This window comes from Deltaproteobacteria bacterium, assembly GCA_021737785.1.
Taxonomy (GTDB): Bacteria; Desulfobacterota; DSM-4660; order Desulfatiglandales; family Desulfatiglandaceae; genus AUK324.
The window spans coordinates 25,608-49,100 of record JAIPDI010000012.1 but is presented as its reverse complement, the minus strand read 5'-3'; the positions used below and the strand labels follow the sequence as shown (position 1 = coordinate 49,100).

The following is a 23,493-nucleotide window of genomic DNA, read 5'->3' as shown; positions in this document are numbered from 1 at the left end:
TTATTGAGGTGGTTGGGTTTTGCTGACCCCTGACTTCTGAACTCCGATCACTGGTGTTTGCTGGCCACTCGTTGCTCGTTGCTGGCTGATGGGTCATGGCTGGTAAGTCATAGCTGATGGGCGCCCTTCTCAGTTCAACAGCTTATCAGCTCAATTCACTCACTGACAAACCACAAACTCCACCGCTACCGTTCCGCTATTGACTGTCAAGGAATCGATGGTGGTGTTGGATGATCGGTTGGTGAATGTGGAATCCCATCCTCCCTCCAGCCGTATATTCTTGGCGCTGTTCAGGGTCACATCTTCGAAATTCCTTCCTTCGACAATCCTTATGGTCGCTTCTGCACCGGATGTGTTGATCGCTTCCTGAATCGTTCCATAGCAGGGCCTATGGCCGCCGCAAAAGGCCGAAGGCTCAACATAGACAATTTCTTCCGTAATATCAAACGCAACATCCAATGTCTGCCAATAGAGATTATATTCTCCCGTGCTGTCGGCACAGTCATAGTCCACCTCCATAGCAACCCGAAAGAGCCCGTTCGGCCGATTGGCAGTCGTGCCCCAGCTGTTCAGCATGATCCAGTAGGCATTGTTGGGATCATCATCATTGTACCCGACGCACAAGACCGCATGCCCCGCGCCGGAGATATAGGGCTTGCCGCAGCTCGCATCAAAATCCCACGATGTCTCCTCGATCTGGGTGTTCCAGAACGTGTTGAAACTGCTCCAGTCTTCCCTCGTGCTCATAAAGAAACCGAACCAAACGGCCCGGCCCTGGTTGAGGACATTTTTGATATTGGAGATCGCCTGGGCCTGGCCCACCCCGTGTGTTGCAATCCTCTCAAGGGTAATGGAAGAGAGAGGATAATTGGGGAGGGTAGAAATGCTCTCGCATGAAACATCACAGCGTCCGTCCCGGTTCTGCCAATTTGCATTGGCATTGGACCAGGGAATGGTGTATCCTTCTATTTCATAGAATGAGACAAAATCGTTCAACCATCCTCCCTCGCAACAGCTTAACACCGTATCGCAGGAGCTGATGAGCTGCACCGAAAGGCGGTCATAGATTTCCCGTTCCATATTCAAGGCAATCTCCACGACGCCGGTCCCTGCCCATGCCCAGCAATTATTGCAGACGCCCTGGTCTCTTTCAGAAGGGATATAGTCGAGATAGCTCAGAAGGCTGAGAGATCCTCTGAAGGCGGCCCTGAACTGGAGTTCATCGTCCATCCGGGCCAACGGCGCCCGCTGGAAGTTCCTGATCCACTCGAGACGCGTGTCATCGTCCGGATGCATGAGGGTGTTGGTATATATCCCATCGTCTGCCTCCGCAACCCCAAAAACGGCCAAAGTCAGAACACCCGCCAGAATCCCCCGTAGTCCTTTTCTTGCCATACCTTTCACGAGGCCCTTCTTTACTTGATGTTCTTTTCGAGTTCAGCCACTTTTCGTGAGAGTTCGGCGATGGTCTTCTGCTGCTCCTGAACCACCCGGGTCAATACCGCAACCACATCCATCGAACTCATCCCTTTTCTGTCCCTCGATGCCACGAGATCCGGAACATCCTCTGCGACAAAGCCCACATGGGTCTCGTCCCTTTCAACTTTATAACTGAATTTGACCGGCCTCAGCCCCTGTAGCGCATCCATTGCCTCCTCATCCGTCAATTCTCTGATATTTGTTTTTAATTCCCGGCTGGAGGCATTTGTCCATACACCGCCGGACGAAACATAGGCGCCGCTTCCCATCTGCAACGGATACGAAGGGGAAGTGGTGCCTATGCCCACATGGCCGCCATTCGGGTTCAAGATGAAATTTTTGTATGCTACCCCCTCCTGGAGTGCGAAGAGCTCTGCATAGTCATGGGATGCGCCGACATTCCATCCGAAATAGATGTTTTTCTGATTACTGGTCGCCTTATCTGTGATCACCATCCCCCTGTTCCCAAGGTTTTGCCCAAGGACAAAAGGGGCTGATCCCCAGGCTCCCGCACCATTCGACAGCAAGGAAGATGCGGAAGTTATGGACCCGCTGTCACTCACCTTAAAGGTCTCTGTTCCGCTTTCATTTTTCACTATCAATTTATCTGCACCGAGGACAGATACCGGCACCATGAGATAGAGAGAGATAAACATCAGCGATAAGAAACCCCAGAACCGCCACATGGATGAATCAGGCAAGTCCTTTTTTCTCATATTATTTTCTCCTTTTTCCAGTTTGGATCAAATGACAAACCAAGAATCTTCAGAAACCACTTAAAACCCTTGCAGGTCATTTCTCTTCGTGCGTTAATACAAGAATAACATGCGGCTGTTCTGGAGTTCGGCCTTGTCTTGTGTCGCACGCACCAATGACAAGGAAGAGAAATAGACGCTTTTCTCTCCTCCCGGCATAAAGGGCATGATTGAAATAAGTTGTTTCTTGACTGATCAAATCTGCATTCCTTATACTCCAAAAAGCCGCATCCTGTCCATCCTTATCCCTCAACGGTCAACCGGAGCGTACGTATGAATTACCGGCGTTTGGGACGCACCGATCTTCACGTATCGGTAGTAGGTTTCGGTACATGCCAGTTGAGATTGGTTCCAGCCCGTCAGGCCGTCGGGACCCTTCGGCGTGGGTTCGAGTTGGGGGTTAACATCGTCCATGTCGCCCCGGATTACGAAGGTGCCGACGCCCTGGTGGCGCAAGCCCTTCGAGAAACGTCTAGGAATGTCATCATCTGTTCGCAAGGATACGGCCCCCCGGGATTGTTTGAGCATTTTTTTGAAACCACCTGCCGCACATTCCGCAAAAAACGTCTGGAGCTTTTTGGAATCGCCTGTATCGAGGATCGGGAGACATTGGGTGAAAATGTCTGGGGAACCGGCGGCATGGTGGAATTCCTGCTCAGAAAAAAGGAAAAGGGGAGGCTCGGCGGCATTTTTTGCACCACCCACGGATCACCGGAATATATCCGAAAATTGATTGCGTCCGATGTCTTTGACGCCCTGATGATACCCTATAACATCCTTGGCTTTCATCTGCTTACCGCCGATCTTCCCGGAAAAGACCCTGAAAATCTCCAGGGCAACAAAGAGATTGTATTCCCGGCAGCACGAAAGAAGGATGTGGGGCTCATGATTATGAAACCCCTTGCAGGAGGATTGCTGTGCCCCGGACGTGCGTTTCCGCAGCGGAGCGGGCGTCTCCTTCCCGAGTCCAATAGAATCTCGGCCGGAAAGGTCTTACGCCATATCCTGATGAACGAAGAGATATCCTGCGTTGTTCCAGGGACGGCATCCATTGAAGAGGCCGAGGAAAACGCCCTCAGCGGATGGGGCCGAATCCCCTTGAGAAAAGAAGATATCCGGCATGTCGAGTATCAGGCCCAATCTCTGGCAATTGCCGCATGCAGCCGTTGCGGCCGCTGCGACGCCTTATGCAGCCAAGACCTGCCCATATCCTGGCTGTTTAGGGCGGCCTATATTGCCAATTATCCTTCCGAGACATTTGAGACACCGGAAACGCATGAATATTTTAGGCTTCACCCTGACGAGGAAATAATATGCGCCAAATGCCAAAACATTACATGCGCTTGTATCAAAGGGATCGACATCCCCGTGACCCTCGGCCGCATTCATACCCTCATGAAAGGGCTTCGGTCAAAAGGAATGGTTTCACCGGCAGACCTTCCTGAAATTTCTGGACCCAAGGAGGGCTATCGCGCTAAGATCATTACAAAGGAATTCCCCGCAGAGGTACTGTGTGGAAGGACGAAAATCTGTCGGCTCTACGTGGAAAATAGCGGCCGTCTGCCATGGCATGCCGACGCGAATCGAAATCAGCCCAAGATTGTACTCTGTGTTTCCCTTGATGGGGGAGTGCTCCAAACCATTCACCTGCGTCATGATGTACATCCTTTGGAGCGTACCCACTTTATATTTGAGCTTTCAGCTCCCTTAGATCCTGGTACTGTGAAATTTTCTTTGTTCCTGGCTCAATCATCTCGCTGGAAGAAATACGCCCCTGTGTTGCCGATGGGGGAACAAGAGATCCTCGTCAGAAATCATTCCTGAAATGAAGGGGGTATGATCATGCGATCCCTTGATGCACATGGGGATTTCAAAACAACCATTCCATCACTAAGAAATGGCACACCATGCGACTGCAAAATTTTTGGAACGGCACTCAATTCCTGAAGGTCTTCAAGCGGAAAACCGCTAAAGAAGAATCCCTTTCATTGGAACATAATTGCCCCCCCTCGCTCCCATCATCCACCCTCCGAACCCTCTGGATGGGTTTGAGGAATCGAGGCCCGAGCGATATAAACCTCTGTTCAACTGACAACCGGAAGGTCTTCCTTACCCTATACCTTAACAGAAGATTCCTTCAGCAAGTGGAAGTCCCAAAGAATTGTCTTTCCCCCGGAGAAGTGCTAAACGTTCACTCCATTCTGAGGACGCCGAAGAGGGCCGGCCGTCACCGAATAAGGATTGAAATAACCAACGCCGAAAGGATCAGGCTGGAGGAGGTTAAAGAGGCATGGTTTCGGATTGTTTTTGAAACGACGAGAAAACCGCCAAGTCCAGGCGCCCTCATGTTTGATCAGGCCTGCCAACTCAACAACTGGTTTTCTCTTCCCAGCCAGGGCATCTCCTGGAGCAGTTCGGGACAGGCGTATCCCCTGTTTGCCCGTCATTCAAAGGGATGCCGTTTTACTGATATAGAGGGCCGAACATACCTTGATTACATTATGGGGTGGGGGTGCGCATTGCTCGGGCATGCAAACGAGCGAATCCAACAGGCCGTCATAGAATCAATGACCTCGGGGGCTATCTCCTCTCTACCGCACCATCTGGAAATGGACGTGAGCCGGAAACTATGTGAGGACATCCCATGCGCTGAGATGGTGCTGTTTGGCAAAAACGGGTCTGATGTGTGTACGGCTGCAGCCAGGCTGGCACGTCGTTATACCGGTCGGAAGAAAATCCTCGTGTGCGGTTATCACGGTTGGCAGGACTGGTATGTTGAAAAACAGGGTTTCACCCACACGGGGGTTCCCGAGCACGGGGAACAGCTTGTTTATCCCTTCCAATTTAACGATGAAGACCACTTGCAGGGCTTAATGGAGACACACAAAGGCCAAATAGCTGCTGTGATGCTTGAACCTGCCGGCCCGGTAGAGGGATTGAACGGTCCGTTACGTGATGCTGACCAGAATTTCTTGAGGGCCCTTGCCTCCAGAACGCGGACCGAAGGCGCCATCCTTATCTTTGATGAAATTATCACCGGATTTCGATATCCCGGCGGCAGTGTTCAGAAGGCAACGGGTGTCATTCCGGACCTGGCCTGTTTTGGGAAGGGATTGAGCGCAGGGATGCCCCTTTCCGCCCTTGTCGGACGCAGAGACATTTTCCAGAGCACCATGCCCAACATTTTTTACGGCCCGACATTCAAAGGCGAAGTCTATTCCTTTGCCGCCGCCAATGAAGCCCTCACTATTTATCGGGAACTCGATGTTCCCGGCCATATTTGGGATTATGGAAACCGTCTAAAGACATCGATTAACCGGCTCTGTAAAGAAACCGTACCGGCTGCCGAGCTGATCGGTCCTCCGTTCCGAATGTTAATGCGTTTCAAAGAGGCTGATCCTCAGACGGTTGTCTTGATGAGAACGTTGCTTCAACAGGAATTATTGAAACAGGGGCTGGTGACCTATATGGGGGTCATGTTGCCCAGTATGGCTCATGATGACCAGAGCCTGGATGAAACCGTCACGAAGTTCAAACACGCCCTTGAGGTCCTTGCAATTGCCCATCGACACAATGCCTTTGCCAAGTATCTGGAGATCCCTCCGATGACCTATTAGGCGGTGTCTCAGAAGTTTTCTCTAAAAGGGGAAGGGCGTGTTCCGGCCCGGTCACCGACTGCAGCTTCAATCCATTCAACAGCCCCTCAAGTTTCTTAAAATGCGACGGATCTCTGCTGTCTATGTTTCGGCACAAATCACAAACCCGTGAAACTCCAGGCATACTCTGTGCCTTGCGAAGTCTCCTGTAGAGAGGGCTGTTCCAGAGCTGCAGGAAACCATCATGGGGAGGAAAACGAAACGGCGTCTTCATCGAAAAATCAACCATACTTAACGGACCCAGACATGGATAGAGGTAGTGGGTTGCGGACCCATTCAAAGAATCCATATGGGTATTGGTTATGTAGGCGATTTTCCATATTTCCGGGCATGATTTGCGGTTCCGGGCCTCGTACCTGAGACCGTCCACCAGGGGATCCAGCCTTGGCGGGGGTTCCTCGATTCCGGCAAAGTCATAAAACCCGCGCACTTCTACGCCAAAACCAACACGCTTCCTGCTTTGAGGCACCGGGATTTCAATGCTCACCCTGTGTCTGCGCGCCTCTTGGAGGGTTCGGTGATATATGCGTTCGTATTCGCCATGACACTGGTGGAAGGTCTCAGCGACACCGTATTTTTCGGACTTATTGTAGTTAAAGGCAAAAAACGGGATCCCGGTAAATCGATCGACGCCCAGGGAACGACAGAGTCCCGGCATATCCGGGAGTTCACGGATATTTTTCGTGGTCAGCACCATCGATCCATACACCAGAGGGAGCAACGCGGCCGCCTTGCGTTTGGCACGCTGAAGGTCCCTCAGGTTAGAGCAGACACGGTCAAATAAATCTCTCCGGCACAATTCCTTCCAGGTATGCGGGGTTGTAGCGTTGAGAGAGACATTAATATAGGACACTTTATTTATAAGTTGATTGACCAGTCCATTATCATTCAGAGCAACCCCATTCGTGGAAAAATTGATATCAATATGAGGAAATTGTATTCCCAGATATTCAATGATTGCACCCAGGTGCGGGTTTATCGTGGGTTCTCCCAAACCGCTTGAAAGACGAACTGTTTGGAGATGGTTTAAAAAGTCAAGACATTGCATCTGCGCTATCCCCACATGCTCTGTTTTGGACATACCATGGGAGTAGCTGCAAAAACGGCATTCCAGGTTACACCTTCCGGTGACGGATAAATGGACCTCCGGGGGGAGACTATCCGTGACGACCTTACCCGTCCGATACTCAATCTGATTGGCCAGGACATTAAAAATCCAGGGAACAGCTGAACAGTCCCGGTGGGCAAGAAGGGCTTGGCGCATCCTTTCAGGAGAACCGTTGACCTGAGCAGTATCCACCGGAAAGTAAAGTACCTCCGATAGGGCCTTGTTGAGATAACATGGAGAAACAGAGGAGCGTTTACAATTCAAATGGGATGCCCCTTCGACTGCCGGTGAAAGTTCGTGTGCGCCGAGGCCACCTCCATGGACAAATTTCACATTGTCATGCTGAGGCCATATGATTTCCGGCATGAGATCCTCATCGGCAACCAGGGAGGAAAGCGCCTGTCCGAGTAAGGGATGCTTCATCATTGAACGATCTATTGCTATGCCGTACAAAGACCGGCCGAAATGCTTGGCCGTGACAGCCATGGTGTGGTTTTGGACTGCCAAGAGCATCTCCTGCAGTGGATGTTCCGGCAATAGAAGAAAAGAAGGATTCACCAGGAAGACGACCTCTTTTTTCTGAAAGAGGGCGGGGTGATCGATTTTATGATTATGCCTGAATGTCAGGATCCCACCGTTATTTGGATCGATGGTCACAATTCTGAAATCAGCGCCCCACACCGACGATGCCAGCGTTTTTATATTCCTGACGATTTGGCGGCCGCAGCCAGAGGACGGGTTTTTTCTCCCGCCGTGTAAGGGCGGAGGGGGTAACACAACATAGAAGGCCGCCCTCGCCCCTAAATGAAGCCCAACACAGAAATGGGTGAAGAATTGATTTTTTTTATCTCCCAGGATTCGCCGGATAGAAGAGCGGGCACTCAGTGTCTCCAAGAAATCCGTAAAGCGGATCAACCCTTTCATTGTCAGAACTCTGGAGACATTGTGATAAACGCTTTTGATCAGCACTCCTGCCTTAACCCCTCCCTTGAATGGATCACGATTTTTGAAGAAGTATGGGACCTGTTTCTAGTCGAGACCAATTTGGTGAATTGAAGTAAACCGAGATTAGACTGAGGGGAAAAAATGCCTCTCTTCAGACCAGTTGAAGCCCTCTTCTTCTATCATGCCGAGGAGTTCGGGATGTACCTCCCTGAAACTCTGGCCCCGGGTGGCGTCAAGGTCATTGGTGAATAACATCAGCGCCTGCAATGATTCCCTGGTGCAGTTGTCCTGAACCGACTCAATGACATCGGCTACGGATAAAACGTGAGAGCGCCTGAAGCCGGGACAATCCGAATTGGCATAAGCCCTTAACCTTCTGGCAGCACGCAACCTTACGCTGGGAGGCAACACTCCCAGGGAGATAAACCATGGCTCAGAAGCCACCTCTATTCCGTAACTTACCCCCTTTTTGTCGAGATACCTGAGAAGGTCCACGATATTAAGGACATTATAGGCCTGGAGAATCGGCACAGCCGTAACCGTGAACTTATCGGCCGGCAGACTGATGAGTCTGACGATATTCTTCCTTATAACATGCCACTTGGCCGGATATCGGATATACTCATAAAAATCGCCATATGCATCGATGCTCATGCCCATATAAATTCGTTTGAAACTATGGAATTTATCGACCAAGGCGTCTTTTACTACCGTGCAGTTCGTGTTTAGTTCCAAAGTCATTTCAGGGGATGCTTTTTGCTGAACGAGATATCCTATAATTTCTTCCGCCTCCATCTGGATCATTGGTTCTCCTCCGGTCAGATAGAGTGCCCTAAACCGTTCGGGTTCCCGCAGAAGCTCTTCAAACACCCATGATCGATCTTTAAACCAAGGCTTCCTCGGAAGCCGGGAGGGACTCCCATTGCCCACAGATTCCGGTTCAAAGATACCGTATTCCCGATGCCCTTTCCCATTTTCCGGACTCCCTTTACCGTACCCGGGATCCCCTTTGGTTGTCCTCCAATGATGCTGATTAAAGAAATTGCTATTCAACCCTGAGATTAGTCTTCTGGCGATCCGCATTCCTTGAACAACACGCCTGAAACCATCAATGCCGCTCACAACTCTTGCCTTTCCCCTTGTGCCTTCCACGGGTGACCCGGTCTTATACGCTCCAAGGGCCCAGCTTCTATGAACAGGATCGCTTTCTATTTGGGAACTGAATCGAGGGAAACAAATCCTGCACTTGAGATTACACAGATTTCCGGGAATCAGCTGAAGATAAACCGGCAATGTGGAGACCGAAAAAGCTCGAAGACGTGACTCGTTCACCAGCGCATCAAACAATGGTCCGAGTTCGGATTTCCATCTGAAATTGGAATGGATTCGGTGGCTGCTGCCCGTATCCGCCTCCTCCTGGTAGCAGTGTGCACACTCAAGTACCGCTTCCCCCTTGACCATGCTATGCCTAATGGACCGCAGGTGTGATGAGTTCCAGATATCTTTGATGCTGGAACTGTAAAGGGACATGGGTTCACCTTCTTGCATGATATTCCGGCCTGCAAAACAACAGATCTTCACACAACCTTCCGGAAGGACCATCAGATGAATCCATGGCAATATGCAAAAGGTTCTTGTCATCGGCAAGACCATTATCCATCATTTATTCGGGCACCTCTCAGAACGGGGCCTTGAGAGTCCGCGAGATCCGTTAAACAAAAGGCTTTCGTTTTCAGTGCATTAGAGATCATACGGCATAAAAAGATCTGTGTCATAAATGAGAAACGACAACTTTCTCTTGTGGGGATCCTCAAACCACTTTGAAAAGCGCAGTTCCAGCCTTGTTCCGTTTTCTCCGCCGATTTCAAACTCAAATTGTTCGTATTTATTCGATATCAATTGATACGCGTCCCCCTGTTTCCCGTTCAAAAGAACGCGCATACTCATATCCTGGTTGGGGACGCCTGCAAGATGGTATTTTCCATTTGAGTTGTTGAGCCTGAAACAGCACTTCGGGGATATCCAGTTGTCCTGATAGACCCCTTTCACTTTTGCTTTATGCCGGGACAGGTCTCTGCCGAGTCGGTAAAAGAGGTGATACAGGATCGGGGATCGCCGCTGCAGGTAAGGAGAAATCCCCAGGCTGAGGCTCATGGGGAGATTCTTGGGCCGGTAATAATCCCTATTAAACAGGATATAGTGAAAAAGTCCTATCCTCCTGTAATACCGGCGTATAGGCCTCAGCATTTTGGAGAGGAGGCTCCTTTTTTCTATGAGGCGATGATGCCACAACCCTTCAAAATAATTTATACTCACATAATTTGCATGGGTCTTGCATATCTTAAATATCTCTGTGAAGATCTCGTCTCGTTGTGAAAGTGTTTTGGTGCCTTCATACCGTCTCGAAGCCGCCAGTATATCGGGTATGTGCAGGATCCTTCCGCCAGCCCTGTCTATCCGAAGCCAGTAATCGTAATCCATGGCATACTGGAGGCCCTCATCGAACTTGCCGACGATATCGGCAATCCGCTTCCTCCAAAAGCTGGCCGGCTGGCAGATGCAACAATCAAACAGGTTCCGTTCAAATGAATACTCGTCTGTATTGTACATCCCGGTTTTTCTGTCTTTTTCATCAATATAATCGGCTTTTCCATAAAGTAAATCCACCTCCGGGTTCTCATGAAATTGCTCAACCACAGTGCTGATCGCACCAGGGTACAGGATATCATCCGAATTCAGATAGCAGCGGATCATCCCCCGGGCCCGGGCAAATCCTTTGTTTATCGCATGGGTCTGACCCCGGTCAGGCTCGGATATCCATTCAAACGCATCTTTGTACGATTTCAGGATATCCAGGGATCCATCCTCTGATCCTCCATCAACAACAATATACTCCGTATTCGGGTAATCCTGATTCAGGACGCTGTCGATGGTCCGCTTCAAAAAAATCCCCTGATTGTAGGACGGGGTCACTATCGAAACCAACGGCCTCTCGCTCCCCCATTCTACACGCGGTTTGCTTGTCTTGAGTCTGTTCTCCAAGGCTATTTTTTCATAAACAATCTCAAACGACCGGTGCATAGCTTCAGCAGCACGATGCCATGTGAAATATGACCCGCGTTTTTTTCCCTTTTCCACAAGACATTTTCGAAGGTTTTCATCTTCATGAATCCGGATCATCAAGGACGCCATGGCATGGGTGTCGGTGGGGTCACATCTCAGGGCGGCGTCTCCGCTGACTTCGGGAAGGCTTGTTGTATCGCTGCAAATAACAGGTGTTTCCGCCCTGAACGCCTCCAAAAGAGGGATACCAAAGCCTTCGAACAGAGAGAAAAAGAGCATGGCTTCAGCCCTTTGCATCAGAACCTGCACCATTTGTGGGCTGACATATCCCAAATGCCGGATCGGCAAATCCGCAACACTGGCCCTCAGATCTTCCCATCCTTCTGGAAAGCCGGTCAAGATGATTGCCATATCGGCCTTGGTGGATTCAAGGAACTCCCTGAATGCCTGGAAAGTGCGACGATGGTTCTTGTGGGGCCACAAATTGGCCGGGAAATAAAAGAACCCGCCTTTGGGCAGAAGTTGTCTCTCCTGGTCACTCAGGTCGGACTCCTGGAAATTCCTATGTTCCTCCTGCAGGGCGGGGTTTACAACAAAGATATCAGGGTCCAGGGCCCACGGAGAGTCATTGATGGTTTTTTTGGCATGTTCACTGAGGGTTATGATCCCGCCTGCCTTGCTGAGCGCCTTACCGAATGCGAGGCGCCTGGCTCGCAAGTCAGCCGTCTTAAAAAATTCAGGAAAGATCTCATGCTGTATGTCAGGCACGAAGACAATCTGTTTTGAGAGACTGACTTCCAGGTCGTCATCCAAAGGGTAAACCCTGAAAAGGATGTCAATCTCTTTAGTTTTGACAAGATGATCCACCTGCCGGTAAAAGCTCGAACCCGGCAATGTTATATTATGGACGGATTCTGGAAGAGGTTCCATCAACCTTCTGTTATTAATCGTCGTAAACAAATAATAGGTGTCATCAGGAAATTTCCTGAATAACTCCGAAAACACTCCTTTGACAAACTGCACAATTCCGCCGCTCACTCCGATATAGAGGGGACGAAAATCAATCCCTATAATCATTTCCTATAATCCTATTATCTTCTTCAAGCGTTTTGCCAAAACCAGGAGATTCTGTCGAATAGAAAGGCCTTCCAAGGCCTGCAACTGGGCTATCCTGTCCGCATCAATCATCTCCATTTGTATTTTGAGATTCTCAATGAGTTTCAGTTGCGAAGCCAATTCAGTGCCGATGCCGTCAAGAAGATTCTCCAGCTTACCCACAATATCGACCCGGTCTTTAGCCTCTGCTTCAGGCTGGCTCAAGAGATCTGACAGATCCCTTATCTGCTTCAGGGCGTTCGACCAATTCGTTTGTTTCTCTTGATATTCTTCACCATAGGGAAACCCCGTACAGTCAATATCGAAGTCGCTCATCAGATGGGCGGCCCGGCGCGAAAAGAGATCCACTTCCAAATTAAACTGTTGGGGAAACGGACTTTTTTCCTGAACGATGAACCTGCGAAGCGTATCCAGAAAATATAACAAAACGCCCGGCGTCATGGGTTGTCCGGTATGCCTTAGCGCAATTTGCCTCAGCTCTTCAGCCCGTTGAAATGAACCGGTTGAGGTCTTTGTATCCTCATATTCCCTGCTGACAGCCAGTGTTTCCGGAACAAAGGCGGGCATCTTCTCCTTGGAAAGTCTCAGCCACAGGTCCGTATCCATACCATAGTGGAGATCTTCATCCAGGAATTGAACTTTATTGAGATAGGGGGCATTGATAAAGGTAGCGGGCTGGAGAATGTAATTAAGGCAGTACAGGAGACCGTCCCGATTAAAATTAACACTGTCGCTTTCAAAAAACCTCCTCTTTTTCCTGCCCTTTGAATCCACGCGAAACCCATTGCCGAAATAGAAGGATGCCTCCGGATCCCGGGCATAGACCTCGGCAACCTTTCTGAATGCCCCGGGCAAATAGTAGTCGTCCGAATTCAACCAGGCGACCAACTCCCCTTTTGCTTTCTTAAACCCTTTGCTGATCGCACTGCTCTGGCCCTTATCAGATTCGCTCACAAAATAGGCAAGATACGGTTGATGCGCTGCAATGATATCGAGGCTGTTATCCGTCGATCCTCCATCGATAATAATATACTCAAAATCAGGGTAATCCTGTTCGAGGACCGAAGTGATGCATTCCTCAAGGAACCGTCCCTGATTAAAGGACGGGGTCACAACGGATATTTTGGGCAGCCTTGTTTTAGTATTCATATCAGTTTCAACTTCTTCATCACTCTCACAGGGAACCGCCTCCTGAGCTCAATAAATTGTTGCCGAGAATCCTTGAGCCATTCTGTCAGTTTATTAACATCTTCCGTCAATTTATAAATATCTTCCGTTAGCCTGTCTACATCTGAAAGACATTTCGAATGTTCACCATTGAGGATATTAATATATTCATGAAGGCTGTTGATATCTGCAGCACGCTGCGCCAGAACAGTCTTCAACCCCTCGATTTCTCTCTTTCCTTCGGCCCTGTCCGCCTCCGCCACCTTAAGCATTCCTGTCAGGGCATGTATCTTTACCAGTCGCGCCTCAAGGTGAACGTGAAGTTCTTTCACCTGTTGTTCTAAATCCTTGAGGTAATTATCCTCTAATATGTTCAGCGTCACGGGAATGCTCCTGAGCGCCTTCATCAACACGTGGTCGTAGATCTCCCTGAAAGAAGGCCCTATTTCCGTCGTTACCGAAGCCGATAAGGACTCTTCTTTTGGACCATTTTCCCATGCAGCGGCAGCGGTGGATACTGCCGGTTCAGTGTCAAAATCCGAGTTATTGCTTAGATGCAGTTCCTTGTACAAATCAGAATAACGCCCCGCCTGGACGCTCAAAGCGTATTCCCTTTCCGCCCTTTTTCGCCCCTCTTCCCCCATGGACTTCAGCAAATCCGGTCTTTGAATGAGATCGATAATGGTTTCTCCCATCTTTCTGGTGTCCGACAAGGGGACCAGTTGACCCGTGACCCCGCTTGTGACCATATCGGGCAGACCGCCTACGTCAAAGGCAACCACCGGTGTGCCGCAGCTCATGGACTCGAGTACGGTATTGGGCAGATTGTCTTCCAGTGACGGGAGCAAAAAAATATCCGCGGCGGAATAGGCATTTCTAATTTTTTCATCAGTGTCAAGATGCCCTAAAGCAACGAAAGGAATCCCAATTGACTCAAGTTCATGACTCGGTTTTCCAAAGCACACCAGTCTAAGCTTGTCCTCATGAAGCAGTTGCTGAAAAATGTCCTCATTCTGGCAGAATTTGACTGCATCGACCAGTTCGGAAAACCCTTTTCTTTTCTCTGATCCGTCTATAGCGCCAAAAAGCATGGCGATTGCTTGAGGAGGGATTCCGATTGCCTCTTTTGCTTCTGGTTTAGGCAAAGGCATATAGAGGTCTGTTTTTAGGGAATTTGGAATGACATCAATTCTCAGGCCTTTAAAAAGCCTGCTCTTCCTGGCACACGACGCCATCCAGCGGCTGGGTGTAACGATGGTTAGATTGGCGTCTCTGAAGATCTCCAATTTGTCTTTCAGAATTGCCGCGGGCAAATTGAAGGGATCATCCCTCAGCTGCGGACACTCAACACAATCTGATTGATACTTTTCACACCCGGCAGAATAATGACAACCGCCGGTAAAGGCCCATTGATCGTGGAGCGTCCACACGACCGGCCTCCGCAGGGCGAGCAATCGGTGAAGGGTCATCAGTGACTGGTACTGAGCCACCCAGTGCAGGTTAATAATATCGGCAGATCTTACCACGGGTGACTCGGACAGGTCATATCCCGGATAAGGAAGCGAAAAGAGGGTATTGCTCAACTCCGTCTGGTTCGAATCGATGTAGTAGGGTTGAATAATGCCGGAAAGGAAAAAATCCTCATTCGAATTTTCAAGCCTTTCGTTGGCATCCACCCTAACAACGGCATTATCTCGTGCGTCTTTGTGCCTGACCAGCATCCGGGAGTCGTGCCCCATCTCGCGAAGCCCTTTTTGCAGCCGGTAGGCGGCCCGTGCGGCCCCCCCTGAAACATCATATGTACTGACCTGAAGAATCTTCATGAACCCAGAACCCCCTTTTCTTCTGAAGGCAAAAAGGATCGAGCTTCGTTCGCTTCGCTCACAATTGGTTACACCAGGTCGTGATTGGACGGCATACGTCAAATGACAAATACGATGATTTCATTCAGCCGTGGAAATTCCGACGCGCAGGCCCAGGCCCGGCATGGCCGTCACACCCCGGAGAAAAACGGCCTGATGAACTCGTCCAACCGCCGAGACACCCGGCCCTTAAGCACACCGGCGGCATAGACCTCTCCATGGATCCTTCCCAGTATATTCGCCGCGACCTGTTCCACGGTCCGGACCCATTCGTCCCGGTCTTTCGGGGGATACCCGTTCATAATCATTCCCAACTGGCATGCCATATCCGCCTCGGCCTGTTGAGCCATCCTTTTGGCGCCTGAAGAAGCGCGTCCCGAATGCCTTGAAAAAAAAAGGTCGCCGGCCCTCATCCCTATCCTGTGCATGAGGGGATAATGTTTCAACAAGCGGTCCATAAACAGGACCTCTCCTTCAAGACCCTTCAAACCGTACCGCCCTTCTTTTATCATGCGAAGGAGAAAGGAACGCATTGACAGGGCCACGGACATCAGATCCGTGAGCGACAGATCGGAAAGGTCTTCCATGGTCCGCCTCATAATTCCGGCCACCCAGTATGAGTTGACAATCTGACGGCGGAATGCGTACTCCGGGGATCGATTGTGGGAATGGCGGATCTGGATATGGGGCAAATAGACTATCCGATGTCCCAGAAGGGCGATTTTGACCGCCCAGGCCAGATCCTCGGCAAAATCCACATCAGGAAAAGGGGTACTTTCGAGAAGTTCTTTTCGGTAAACAGCGCACACATTGTCCAGCCCCACACTCCTGTATGCCCTCTCGTACGGCATTTGTTGAAAGGATTCAAAAGATCGAACCTCCTCCGCGGCAGATGCGTCACGCCTGGCGGCCGCGATGGATTCGATTTCAAACCGTGCGTAAGGGGTGGCCTCCGCATGGGGGACGTGGGCTGCAAAGGCTGCTGCCGCCCCATCTTCCTCCAACCCGCGCACCATCCCCGAAAGCCACCTGTCGGAACAGGGAACCGCATCCTGGACCATAAAAATGACCTTGTCGAAGGCTGCGAGGGAAACCGCCAGGTTTCTTGTCCGGGCGTGATGAAACGCCCCTTTATCTATCTTCCTGACAAGGGCTCCCGCCCTTTTTGCCGCCTCAATGGTTCCATCCGTAGAGCCCGAATCCACAACAATCAATTGAATCGGGCCGTCATACACCTGCCGGCCGATCATTTCCAGGCATTCGGAAAAGATCTGACCCCCATTAAAGGTTGGGATGATTACGCTTACGCCATTTTTCATAATGACAATTCGGGAACGCCTTCAAGTCTCCCTACGACCCATCCAAAACCCGCCTATACTCCGGCCTCTATTTCAACACATGATCAAACGGTCTTGCCACATGCATGGCGGAACATGATTAATGTCCTGCAGCGCAGTTCACATGCATCTTTGAGTGGGCAGTACGCATGGGTTCCGAAACCGGCGCGTTGATCTTGACATTGCACGCTTCTTTTCCTATGCTTTCAAAACGACAGGAAATCCCTGGTGTTGAACCACGGATGGAGGCCTCTCACATCTGAGACACCCTGGTGAACCCCCTGAAGTCTGTTCGATTGGATAACCATCAGCATTCCAACACGAGTTTTCTTCACCGCAAGGCCAAAAGTCGCTTACAAAAACATGCGCTCCAAGAACTCCGATTCGTCGCGACGCAGCACCTTTGTTCAAACGCTATATCATGAATGGGCGTTGGTCGGCGCTGTGATCTTCGGCACAGGGTTGCGGCTCTATCAACTTCCGAAACAGATCCTTTTCGGGGACGAATGGCATGGGATCATCGCAGCACCCAATCTCAGTTACTTCCAAATCGCATCCAGTTTCGGGATATCCGATCACTCAATTCCAATAACTCTCTATTATAAACTCGCTTCTGACTGGATTGGGCTCGATGAGTATATCATCCGAATGCCTTTTGCCCTGGCCGGGATATTAATCATCTTAATCTTCCCTCTGCTGGTCCGCGGGTTTGCGGGTCGTTTCACGTCAAATCTGTTTGCGTGGCTGCTGGCCTTGTCGCCGCCGCTCATCTTTTACAGCCGCATCGCCAGGCCCTATTCCATTGCGGTCCTTTGCGGTTTTTCTGCAGTCATCCTCTTCTATAGATGGTGGATGCGCCCGGACTGGCGTCGGATGGTCCTGTACGTAATACTTGCCGCTGCCACTGGCTATTTGCTCTTGGTCACCCTCCCGTGGGTTCTTGCCCCCTTTCCCTTCTTTTTTGCCTTGTCTTTCCTTTCACCTCATTTTCAAATATCGCGTTCTATCAAAAGGCTACTCTTTCTGGGGTGTCTCACCCTGTCGTCCATGTTGCTATTGGTGGGTCCTCCCCTCTATTTCGATTTTGCGGCCATTTCAAGCAAGGCCGGTTATCCCATGATAAGCCCTTCCAATCTCATAGACGCATTCAGGATTTTGAGCGGCATGGAATCGCCCCTGCTTGCAATAATACTTCTCATATTCATAATTGCCGGTCTGATCAAGACGTACCGAGAAAAACGACGCTTTGCCATCTATCTGCTTACGCTTTCCCTTATCCAGCCTATCACCCTCCTTATCCTGAGGCCTCTCGGATCCACCGTTCCGATTATCTTTGCCAGGTATGTGCTGCTGATATTGCCTGCGCTATTGATTTTTGCAGCGGCCGGTGTTGAGGCCGTCCTCACGGTTCTTGGCGGTTCGCTCATGAAATGGATGCGCCCGGTTCTCGCCGCAGCCCTTTGCGCGGTTCTCTTCTTGGGAGGACCTGCGCCCTCCGCAACCTACAGCCCCAACAATGCAACCTCCCTGGTAATGCTCTTGCATGCCTTGAAGGGTAAAGGGTATCGCCAGGTCTTGAAAAAGATGCCCCGGTTCTATGTGAGCATGGCTGCGCATCCGCCGGCAAGCCTGACCATTGCCGAAGCCCCATTCCATTGGCAGGCGGATCATCTGGCGCTTTATCAGAAAATTCATCGCCAAAACGTTGTAATGGGGTTAACAGGCAATTTGTGTGGCCAGGAAGGGAAAAATGAGCTTCCGATCCTCGGACACGCGGCAAGATTCAAGACGATCGTGGATCTTAAAAATGTCAATGCGTTATCAGCACGGGGTATCGATTTCGTCGTTTTTCATAAACAGATGGAAAATGAGATTCACGGCCGCTTGCCTGACTACCTCCCCCGGGATATATCCGGTTGTATCGAACAATACCGCGCCCGGTTCGGAAGGCCATTCTTTGAAGATGACGACATCATCGTCTTTGAAGTGGGACGGGGTTGACCTGGGAAAACGCCGCAACCGTGCCCATGGCCGGGAAGGCCTCTTTCCCATAGCCGGTCTTCTTTCAATGTTCATGAATTCGCCCGCACCACTGCCAAGCCTCATCGCTGCATACGCCCTCGTCCGGGCTGTTTCCGAAAGTACACGGCTTCTATATTGTGCCTGAACGAAAACCCGGAAATCCAAAAAGGGTGGAATCGAAAACTTGGTTTTATTAATTTCGACTCTATTCCATCAATTCGGAATTCGCAATTCCTCAATTCGCAATTGTGCCTGAAAGGGGTTTTGGTTCAGGCACTATATATCTTTAAACAGTCCTTTTCGTAAAGAAAATTTCCGCTTATCAACGCTGTGACATAATGGGTGCCGGATCAGGGATGCCCGAACACCCGACACTTCCCTGCGATCACTACAGCGCGATCCCATAACCTTCTATCCTGACATTTTCTCGTGAGGTTGACAAATCGGTCCTCCTATGAAAAGAATAGTCGAGAAGAGATCATTCATGGAGATGCGGACCTGTTCAGAATTTCCAGAGAGGCATGTGTGAGAATCGCCTATCTAGTGGCATCCAGCGATATTTCCGGTGGGCAGCGTGTCATTTTCCAGCAGGCGGAAGCCTTGGCCGATTTGGGATGTGACGTCACGCTGGTCTGTCCTGAACCGCAGCCGGACTGGTTCCCCCTTCGAAAGGCAAGGTGGGAGACGGCCCCATTCCACAGGTCAAAGGCCCTGGCCCGTACGGATATCCGTGTGGCAACCTTCTGGACCACGGTTGCTGCCGCGGTGGCCGATTTCAGCGGTCCGGTTTTCCATCTCTGTCAGGGGTATGAAGCAGACTTTTCATTTTACACGCCAAAGCGAAGGGATATTGAATCAGCCTATAGCGAGGCGACGCATAAACTCGCCGTCTCCCCCCACATGGCCAGACGTCTGGCGGCCGTGGGGTACACCCCTGTTACGTACGTGGGGCAGACATTTAGTCCTGAGGAATTTCCCCCCGATCCAATGAGACGTTTTGACCGGTTCCCGCCCAGAGTGCTTTTAATAGGGATCTTTGAGGCCGATGTCAAAGGGATACGCGAAACACTGGAGGCGCTCGCCGGGCTGCGCCGCTCCGGAATCATGTTCCATCTGCACCGGATCTCTACCTGGCCCATATCGCCGGAAGAAGCCGCCATTCTCATGCCGGACGCCTACCGCCTTCGCCTGACGCCTTCCGAGATGGGAGAAATGTACCACGCTTCCGATCTTTTTATCGGCCCTTCTCATCCGGAAGAAGGATTCGGCCTGCCTGTATTGGAAGCCCTTTCTTCGGGACTTCCCGCCATCCTTTCAGACACCCCCGCCCACCGGCACATCGCCCGTGACGTAGCCGAATACTACCCTGTCGGCGACGCCGAAGCCCTTGCTTGGATGCTCTCCCGCCTGCTGGCGGACGGTCCGCGGCGCGCCCGACTCTCGGCCATGGGCCCCATCGAGGCAGTACGGTTCCGCACCGGGGACGTGGCCGACAAGCTGGTGACGGTCTTCACCAAAGCACTGCTGCATGGCCATTGACGACCATCCGCTTTTTCCGTATACTCCCCCCATGACTTCCTCTCTCACCATCCTATGGCCGAAACTGGCTGCCCCGGATATTGCAGAGACCCGGTTCTCCTATGATTTCTGCCGCCGCCTGAGCCGTCAACTCTGTACAGGGTCCGGACAGGCCCGCCTGTGGGTGGAGTGCAGCAATGATGCCGCCATTGGAGACATCCTTCCACGGATTCAAGGGGATGTGGCCCTCCTTGTGACCCAGCCGGAAATCGTGGTGTCGGCATCCACAATAGAAATCCTGGAAAGATGCCTTGAAAAGGGCTATTGCGTGTGCGGTCCGGTGTACAATCAAACCCCCTTCCCCCATCAACAAGCGTCTCTCCCGGCGGCTTACGTTGACATTCAAACCTATTTGGAGGTGGCAGACATTCTGGCCCTCGACAATGGGCACAAGGCCATTGCCGTTGAATCCCTGGACCCTGCCTGCATCCTGTTCAGAACGCGCATATTGACTGAGATTCCTTCGCGGACCGTTTACGCTCAACTCTCAAATGTCATTCTGAACACTGGAAGCGACCCGATAGCAGTGGCCCCGGGCGCCCTGGTCCATTCCGGTTTCACAAAGGGATTTGAAACCGAGCGGATCGACCTGGTCGGCCTGGTTCCCGAAGGCGTGAAATGCATCCTCGACATCGGATGCGCAAAGGGGGGGTATGGGAAGGCGCTGAGACAGGAACGACCGGAGATCATTCTGACCGGCGTGGAACTGAACCCTATCCTGGCAGAGGCTGCTGTTGGGTATTATGATGAGATCATTAACTCCCCGATAGAAGAGGCAGGCATACGCGGTCCTTTTGACCTGATCAACTGCGGGGATCTCCTGGAACACCTCCAAGACCCCTGGGGGCTCCTGAAAACCCTCAGCAATCTCCTGAAAGACAACGGATACCTCATCCTCAGCATTCCCAACGCAGGGCACTGGTCCATGGTCAAGGCGCTCCTCAGGGGGGATTTTCAGTATGTTCCCTTAGGCCTGATATGTATCGGCCACCTGAGATGGTTCACCGAAACGTCCATTCGCGATGCCCTGCAACACGCGGGGTTTACCATCGAGGTCTTCCAAAGAGAGCAGATCCCGCCCACCCCTGAAGGCGAGCGCTTTATCCGAGAGATGTGTACCGGCGGCTATGGAGATGAGAGATCCCTCAGGACCAATGAGTTTATCATCAGGGCCGTCAAACGGATTGCTTAGCAGTGCCTGAACGAAAACCTCGTTCAGGCACAATTGAATATTCAAGAATTGAAAATTGATGGTCCCGTAAAAAGTCAGGAAATGTCATTTTTCGTCATTCCGGCGAAAGCCGGAATCCAGCATATTCAATCAGTTACAAAACCTCTGGACCCCGTTTTTCAACGGGGTGACGACTTTTTACGAATGCATCAAAATTGATAAAACAAAATTTACATTAAGGCTCAAGGCACTTTCTGAAGCTCGGGCAACGACGCGGGCAACCCGGTTCGTTTCTCTGGAAGCACATGCTTCCATTGGTTCTTCTGGATGATCCATGCATCCCGCAATGGGGCCTCGAAGGTCTTTTGATACGGGGATAGTTTCCATTGTACCGTGAGATCCACCAGCCCCCTGTCCTTGTCGACCGCAACCTCTTTTACCTTGAGGGAAACATACTGGATGTTCCCTGCATTATATATACGTTCCCTATATTCCTCAAATGGGAGGGACCCATTTTCCAGCTCCATCTCATAGGTGGCCTCATAGTCCTGGTCGATCAGCCTCTTGTTCCAGTATTCGGCAGCCAGCTGCTCAAGGGTCCCCCTGGGATCGCTCATCTCTTTCTGATTGTCACACCCGACCGCGGCCGTGAGGCATGCCATCATGCCGAAAACAAATAAAACGCTTCCTATCCTCCCCCTTGCCCCTCTCCATAATTTATCTGCACAGGAAGCCATTATTCCTTACCCTCCTGTTTTTTGCCGGTGCCACTGTTATAAAAAACCGAAATCCCGCCGGAGGTCTCTTTGCCCGCATAATTGATGGCGATATCTTTCAGCCCGTCCTTATTCAGGTCCATGCAATAGATACGGTAGATCTTCTGCAGCCCATTTTTCGGAAGACCGCTGGCCTCCATCTCATGCCACGTCCCGTCTTTCCACGAAAACACTCTCAGGCCCCCGTCTGCGGTTCCCGCAACCACCTCAAGGGCCCCGTCTCCGTCCAGATCACCTGTGCCAAGGGCGGTAAAGAGCCCATCAGGCAGCCCCTCGGATACCTCCACAAAGCCATCAGGCCTGCTCAAAAAGGCCTTGAGACCCAAAAAGCCCTCCTGGCCGATCCCGGAAATGGAGGCGACAAGGTCATCCTTTCCATCGTGATCCATATCCCCGAGGGCCAGCGCAAGGTAGTATACGTGCTGGGGCAGGCCTTCGGTGAAGGGGCTGAATCCTCCCTTGCCGTCGCCCAGCCAGACGATCCGATTGTTTTGCACGGCAAGAGACGCAGCAGCGATGTCCTGATTCCCGTCGCCGTTCACATCCCCTGTAAATATCTGATCGCCAAAGAGGAACACCAGGCCTCCCTCATCCTCGCCCTCGATGGGGCCGCATTGCCACGCCTCGTCCGACCGGTAGCAGGACCAGATACCCTTCGGCCTGGGACTATCCATGGAAAACTGGGCCTCGGAAAGGGCGGCGATGTCAGGAGCGCCGTCGTTGTTGAAATCAGCAGAAACCAGGGCCCTCGATAAAAATTGGCCGGCCGGAGGCACTCCCCCGGAAAAATCGACATATTTTCCCTGCCCCACCCCTTTGAGGACCCTCAGCCCCATCATGTGCATGGCGAGGGCAATATCGGGGATCCCATCCCCATCAAAATCCGAGACAACAATGGCCCCATAATCGAACCCGACATCAGAAGGGACCTCCAGCCGCGTTTCAGCCCATTCACCCTTCCCGTTTCCGTACCATGCAATCGGTCCGCTATATTTTTCCGACGCCTTTCTGGGGGGCGGCGCCACAATGTCCATGTGGCCGTCGCCGTTCATATCAAAGAACCAGATCCCTTCCCGCCACAGCCCGGTAGAAGGGAGTCCCCTGGACGCGTCCACAAAGCGCAGCGGCGTTTGCTGCTCCGGTTCAGGAACCCGGTCGCTGCTCCCCCTGTCGCATCCGGCCATCAGAAAGACGGCAATTATCAAAACCAGTTTCAAGACGTTTACCCGTATTGTCATCTGTTCAACCCGTATATCCATTTGAAGGTTTGATGGCGCCTGAATGCCGGAAAAACCGCAAGGGCGTCCGCTGCAATCCGGGGCATCCTTGTTCGGCTGCGGATCCTCCATTCTGCAGGGAGACGGGAGCATTGAAAAACCCAATTTCAAAAAAAGCGGGTCTGTATACTGATTAGACCCGCTTTTTTGTTTTCCCTTGAAAGCGACCCTGACCCCGCAC

15 protein-coding genes are annotated in these 23,493 nt (G+C 51.3%); 5 read left to right on the top strand and 10 right to left on the bottom strand.

Features of this window, described 5'->3' with window-relative positions:
- Window positions 1–159: 159 nt before the first annotated feature.
- On the bottom strand, window positions 160–1,395 hold the full coding sequence (locus tag K9N21_08010; GenBank protein MCF8143847.1) for a C1 family peptidase: 1,236 nt from the start codon (window positions 1,393–1,395) through the stop codon (window positions 160–162).
- A gap of 20 nt (window positions 1,396–1,415) precedes the next feature.
- Entirely contained in the window at window positions 1,416–2,195 is a 780-nt protein-coding gene (locus tag K9N21_08005) for a tail fiber domain-containing protein (protein MCF8143846.1), read from the bottom strand.
- Between the two features lie 312 nt (window positions 2,196–2,507).
- Here K9N21_08005 and K9N21_08000 point away from each other — a divergent pair, with 312 nt between their 5' ends.
- Window positions 2,508–4,058, top strand: a complete 1,551-nt coding sequence (locus tag K9N21_08000) for an aldo/keto reductase (GenBank protein MCF8143845.1) — start codon at window positions 2,508–2,510, stop codon at window positions 4,056–4,058.
- A 521-nt stretch (window positions 4,059–4,579) separates the two neighbouring features.
- Window positions 4,580–5,851, top strand: coding sequence for an aminotransferase class III-fold pyridoxal phosphate-dependent enzyme (locus K9N21_07995; protein MCF8143844.1), 1,272 nt, complete (start codon window positions 4,580–4,582; stop codon window positions 5,849–5,851).
- Here K9N21_07995 and K9N21_07990 read toward each other — a convergent pair.
- The 6 genes from K9N21_07990 to K9N21_07965 form a co-directional block, all read right to left on the bottom strand.
- Entirely contained in the window at window positions 5,766–7,505 is a 1,740-nt protein-coding gene (locus K9N21_07990) for a radical SAM protein (protein ID MCF8143843.1), read from the bottom strand. The two genes, K9N21_07995 and K9N21_07990, sit on opposite strands and share 86 nt — an antisense overlap.
- Before the next feature lie 561 nt (window positions 7,506–8,066).
- Window positions 8,067–9,545 (bottom strand): hypothetical protein, encoded by a 1,479-nt coding sequence (locus tag K9N21_07985; protein MCF8143842.1) that lies wholly within the window; start codon window positions 9,543–9,545, stop codon window positions 8,067–8,069.
- Between the two features lie 138 nt (window positions 9,546–9,683).
- Window positions 9,684–11,936: a glycosyltransferase gene (locus K9N21_07980; GenBank protein ID MCF8143841.1), complete on the bottom strand. Its 2,253-nt coding sequence runs from the start codon at window positions 11,934–11,936 to the stop codon at window positions 9,684–9,686.
- Between the two features lie 150 nt (window positions 11,937–12,086).
- A complete protein-coding gene (locus tag K9N21_07975; GenBank protein ID MCF8143840.1) occupies window positions 12,087–13,271 on the bottom strand; it encodes a glycosyltransferase in 1,185 nt (394 codons plus the stop codon).
- Window positions 13,268–15,112: a glycosyltransferase gene (locus K9N21_07970; protein ID MCF8143839.1), complete on the bottom strand. Its 1,845-nt coding sequence runs from the start codon at window positions 15,110–15,112 to the stop codon at window positions 13,268–13,270. The genes K9N21_07975 and K9N21_07970 overlap by 4 nt, the downstream gene beginning before the upstream one ends.
- 170 nt (window positions 15,113–15,282) lie before the next feature.
- Entirely contained in the window at window positions 15,283–16,470 is a 1,188-nt protein-coding gene (locus tag K9N21_07965; GenBank protein MCF8143838.1) for a glycosyltransferase, read from the bottom strand.
- A 450-nt stretch (window positions 16,471–16,920) separates the two neighbouring features.
- Here K9N21_07965 and K9N21_07960 point away from each other — a divergent pair, with 450 nt between their 5' ends.
- From K9N21_07960 to K9N21_07950, 3 genes are all read left to right on the top strand, one after another.
- On the top strand, window positions 16,921–18,489 hold the full coding sequence (locus tag K9N21_07960) for a hypothetical protein (GenBank protein ID MCF8143837.1): 1,569 nt from the start codon (window positions 16,921–16,923) through the stop codon (window positions 18,487–18,489).
- Between the two features lie 450 nt (window positions 18,490–18,939).
- Window positions 18,940–20,049, top strand: a complete 1,110-nt coding sequence (locus K9N21_07955; GenBank protein MCF8143836.1) for a glycosyltransferase family 4 protein — start codon at window positions 18,940–18,942, stop codon at window positions 20,047–20,049.
- Window positions 20,039–21,280 (top strand): class I SAM-dependent methyltransferase, encoded by a 1,242-nt coding sequence (locus K9N21_07950; protein MCF8143835.1) that lies wholly within the window; start codon window positions 20,039–20,041, stop codon window positions 21,278–21,280. Before K9N21_07955 ends, K9N21_07950 begins: the two co-directional genes overlap by 11 nt.
- Window positions 21,281–21,501: 221 nt before the next feature.
- Here K9N21_07950 and K9N21_07945 read toward each other — a convergent pair whose 3' ends face one another.
- Window positions 21,502–21,996: a hypothetical protein gene (locus K9N21_07945; GenBank protein ID MCF8143834.1), complete on the bottom strand. Its 495-nt coding sequence runs from the start codon at window positions 21,994–21,996 to the stop codon at window positions 21,502–21,504.
- Window positions 21,996–23,294 carry a VCBS repeat-containing protein gene (locus K9N21_07940; GenBank protein ID MCF8143833.1) on the bottom strand — a complete coding sequence of 433 codons (1,299 nt, stop codon included), beginning with the start codon at window positions 23,292–23,294 and terminating at the stop codon, window positions 21,996–21,998. Before K9N21_07940 ends, K9N21_07945 begins: the two co-directional genes overlap by 1 nt.
- Window positions 23,295–23,493: the final 199 nt, after the last annotated feature.

Excerpts from the sequence above, each read along its gene's own strand:
- K9N21_08010 (MCF8143847.1), bottom strand. The coding sequence starts at position 1,395 with ATGGCAAGAAAAGGACTACGGGGGATTCTGGCGGGTGTTCTGACTTTG.
- K9N21_08005 (MCF8143846.1), bottom strand. The coding sequence starts at position 2,195 with ATGAGAAAAAAGGACTTGCCTGATTCATCCATGTGGCGGTTCTGGGGT.
- K9N21_08000 (MCF8143845.1), top strand. The coding sequence starts at position 2,508 with ATGAATTACCGGCGTTTGGGACGCACCGATCTTCACGTATCGGTAGTA.
- K9N21_07995 (MCF8143844.1), top strand. The coding sequence starts at position 4,580 with ATGTTTGATCAGGCCTGCCAACTCAACAACTGGTTTTCTCTTCCCAGC.
- K9N21_07985 (MCF8143842.1), bottom strand. The coding sequence starts at position 9,545 with ATGGTCCTTCCGGAAGGTTGTGTGAAGATCTGTTGTTTTGCAGGCCGG.
- K9N21_07980 (MCF8143841.1), bottom strand. The coding sequence starts at position 11,936 with ATGGAACCTCTTCCAGAATCCGTCCATAATATAACATTGCCGGGTTCG.
- K9N21_07975 (MCF8143840.1), bottom strand. The coding sequence starts at position 13,271 with ATGAATACTAAAACAAGGCTGCCCAAAATATCCGTTGTGACCCCGTCC.
- K9N21_07970 (MCF8143839.1), bottom strand. The coding sequence starts at position 15,112 with ATGAAGATTCTTCAGGTCAGTACATATGATGTTTCAGGGGGGGCCGCA.
- K9N21_07965 (MCF8143838.1), bottom strand. The coding sequence starts at position 16,470 with ATGAAAAATGGCGTAAGCGTAATCATCCCAACCTTTAATGGGGGTCAG.
- K9N21_07950 (MCF8143835.1), top strand. The coding sequence starts at position 20,039 with ATGGCCATTGACGACCATCCGCTTTTTCCGTATACTCCCCCCATGACT.
- K9N21_07945 (MCF8143834.1), bottom strand. The coding sequence starts at position 21,996 with ATGGCTTCCTGTGCAGATAAATTATGGAGAGGGGCAAGGGGGAGGATA.
- K9N21_07940 (MCF8143833.1), bottom strand. The coding sequence starts at position 23,294 with ATGGATATACGGGTTGAACAGATGACAATACGGGTAAACGTCTTGAAA.